This is a genomic window from Streptococcus suis YS161, from assembly GCF_002760245.1.
GTDB lineage: Bacteria > Bacillota > Bacilli > Lactobacillales > Streptococcaceae > Streptococcus > Streptococcus suis_I.
The window spans coordinates 1-3,022 of the sequence record NZ_ASCA01000001.1 but is presented as its reverse complement, the minus strand read 5'-3'; the positions used below and the strand labels follow the sequence as shown (position 1 = coordinate 3,022).

The following is a 3,022-nucleotide window of genomic DNA, read 5'->3' as shown; positions in this document are numbered from 1 at the left end:
TTAAATAATCGCCTTGCCTTTCGTATTTGCCGCCCATTTCCTCAAAAATTGTCTTTGCCATTGTCTGTTACCTCAAAAGCCCTCTTTAAAGGGCTTTTATGTTTATTTTGAAAAAGAGATAAAATCAATATATCCCTTTTCCCCAATTTTTACAACGGCATTGTAGGGCTTTTTCTCTTTGTTTTTGATTCCTTTTACCAGGGTTTCTTTTCCCTCTAGTAATTCTTTTACATTTGTTTTGGTGAGTTTTTTCTTTCTAAAATGTTCAGCTAAAGTGAAGGTACATTCAGGATAATTTGAACAACCATAAAACGATTTTTTTAATACAATATTGTTGCCACACTTAGGACATTTTCCTACAAGGGGTCCCGAGCGCTTAGTGGGAATTTGTACCCCTTATCGATACAAATTCCCCGTAGGCGCTAGGGACCTCTTTAGCTCCTTGGAAGCTGTCAGTAGTATACCTAATAATTTATCTACATTCCCTTTAGTAACGTGTAACTTTCCAAATTTACAAAAGCGACTCATAGAATTATTTCCTCCCGTTAAATAATAGATAACTATTAAAAATAGACAATACTTGCTCATAAGTAACGGTACTTAAATCGTTTACTTTGGCGTGTTTCATTGCTTGATGAAACTGATTTTTAGTAAACAGTTGACGATATTCTCGATTGACCCATTTTGAAACAAAGTACGTATATAGCTTCCAATATTTATCTGGAACATCTGTGGTATGGCGGGTAAGTTTTATTAAGACACTGTTTACTTTTGGTTTAGGATGAAAGCATTCCGCTGGCAGCTTAAGCAATTGCTGAATCGAGACTTGAGTGTGCAAGAGCAACCCTAGTGTTCGGTGAATATCCAAGGTACGCTTGTAGAATCCTTCTTCAACAATCAGATAGATGTCAGACGCATGGCTTTCAAAAACCACTTTTTTAATAATTTGTGTGCTTAAATGGTAAGGAATACTCCCAACAATTTTATACCTCTGTTTGTTAGGGAATTGAAACTGTAGAATATCTTGGTGAATTAAAGTGACACGAGTATTCAGTTTTAATTTTTCTGACGATAAGTTGAATAGATGACTGTCTAATTCAATAGACGTTACCTGTTTACTTATTTTAGCCAGTTTCGTCGTTAAATGCCCTTTACCTGTTCCAATTTCGTAAACGGTATCGGTTTCTTTTAAATTCAATTGTTTTATTATTTGGTTGAGTACTTTTTCACTCGTTAAAAAGTTTTGAGAATATTTTATATTAAAGTTTTGAGAATATTTTATATTTTTGTTCATGTAATCACTCCTGAAGTGATTACATCTATAAATAAATACAGAAGTTAAACGATTTGTTTGTAATTTTAGTTATCTGTTTAAAAAGTCATAAGATTAGTCACTGGTAGGAATTAATCTAACGTATTTATTTATCTGCGTAATCACTGTTTTTAGTCTGTTTCAAAAAGATGTTTTATCTACATTACGCATTTGGAATACCAACATGACGAATCCCTCCTTCTTAATTACAAATTTTTAGCATCTAATTTAACTTCAATTCCTATTATACAAAATTTTATGATATGGTGCAAGTCAGCACGAACACGAACCGTCTTATCTCCCATTATATCTTTTTTTGCACTGATTGGTGTATCATTTCGTTTTTCTTTTTGTGCGCCTAAATTTCCCACAATCACTCACTTCTTTCTATTTCTTCTTATTCTTATTTTATCATCAACAATCACAAATCACTTGTGATTTGTGATAAGTGATTTGTGATTAATATATCACATTCTTTTTTATTTTGAATGTCCGCAAAATCCGTCCTACATCAGACGGCCTCCAGGGAACGTCTAAATGGTGGACAGCTTTCATGCGAGACTGGACGTTTAATCCTGTTCCCCCTTTTTCCGTAGAAGCCATGAGAATCCGTACTTCTCCACTATTGACCTTGCGTGACAGAGAGTTTTTCTTGTCATCCGTATTAGCGTCATGGACAAAGGCTATTGCTTCTTTGGGAATCCCTCTATCCACTAAAAGGTCTTTCAATTCATTGTAAACATCAAAGCCTTCTTCCTTACTCTTAGGCGTTCCAATATCTGAGAAAATCATCTGGGTAGCTTTCTCATTTTCTCCCTCACGGTAAATGCGTTCCACATTGTCCACTACTTGAAGAATCTTCTGATTGTCAGACAAGGTGTAAGCAGGATCGATGAGACGCATGTCAATGGCTAGTTTTCTGGCTTCTCCAGTTATCTTTAACATGTTATCTCTACTTGGTTCAACACTACCTGACTTGATAGCGTCTGAACGCTTTACCAGCTCTTCCAAATAGTATTTCTGAGCTTGCGTTAACTCGCTTTCCACCGCAATAATCTTAGCTTCAGGTACAGGTAAGTCAAGCATATCTGAGGTCTGAATATCAGCAGTTCCCTTATAGATTCGCATGAGTTCAGGCAAGTTGACAAATTTCTTAAACCGTTTCTTAGGTTGGTATTTATCACCTGTCGGGGCTAGTTCCATGGAGTTTTCGATATTCCCAAAAGCCCCAACCCACGAATCAAAATTGGATACCTGGTATCGCTCTAAAACATCAGGTTGAATGTAATTCATCATGGTGAAAAGTTCACTAATAGAGTTAGAAACTGGTGTTCCTGTCGCAAAAACAACATTTCTATCTCCATGCTCTGCCTGAACCTGTCTCACCTTCATCTCCATGTCTACGTTCTTTTTTGAAGTTGTGTTGGTGATTCCAGCTACATTCCCAAGTCCAGTGATTGGACGGATATTCTTGAAGTGATGAGCTTCATCCACAAAAAGAAAATCAATTCCAAGGTTTTCAAATTCAATAAAGGTATCTCGCTCTAGTTTTTGGAGTTCTTCCAACTGGTGCTCTAGTCCCTTGATTGAACGCTCTGCTTCTTTGACCGTATAATCAGAATCACTTCCTAGCTTGATTTCTCTGAGTTGCTCCAGCTTGTCATTGATATAGGTAACCTGCTTCTCTCGACTCATCGGTATTTTTTCAAA

General features: G+C 36.3%; 2 protein-coding genes and 3 pseudogenes. All 5 read right to left on the bottom strand.

What is annotated here, in order from left to right:
* Positions 1-102: 102 nt before the first annotated feature.
* Positions 103-363 (bottom strand): annotated as a pseudogene (locus SST111_RS00025) (topoisomerase DNA-binding C4 zinc finger domain-containing protein); the annotation flags it as partial.
* Positions 364-532: 169 nt separating this feature from the next.
* Complete coding sequence (gene erm(B), locus SST111_RS00015; RefSeq protein WP_099809589.1) at positions 533-1,294, bottom strand: 23S rRNA (adenine(2058)-N(6))-methyltransferase Erm(B); 762 nt, start codon at positions 1,292-1,294, stop codon at positions 533-535.
* 124 nt (positions 1,295-1,418) lie between these two features.
* Positions 1,419-1,498: pseudogene (locus SST111_RS12260) on the bottom strand (23S rRNA methyltransferase attenuation leader peptide).
* 68 nt (positions 1,499-1,566) lie between these two features.
* Positions 1,567-1,689: pseudogene (locus SST111_RS00010) on the bottom strand (peptide-binding protein); the annotation flags it as partial.
* Positions 1,690-1,771: 82 nt separating this feature from the next.
* Positions 1,772-3,022 (bottom strand): SNF2-related protein (locus SST111_RS00005; RefSeq protein ID WP_257211125.1); only part of this gene is annotated, 1,251 nt, incomplete at its 5' end.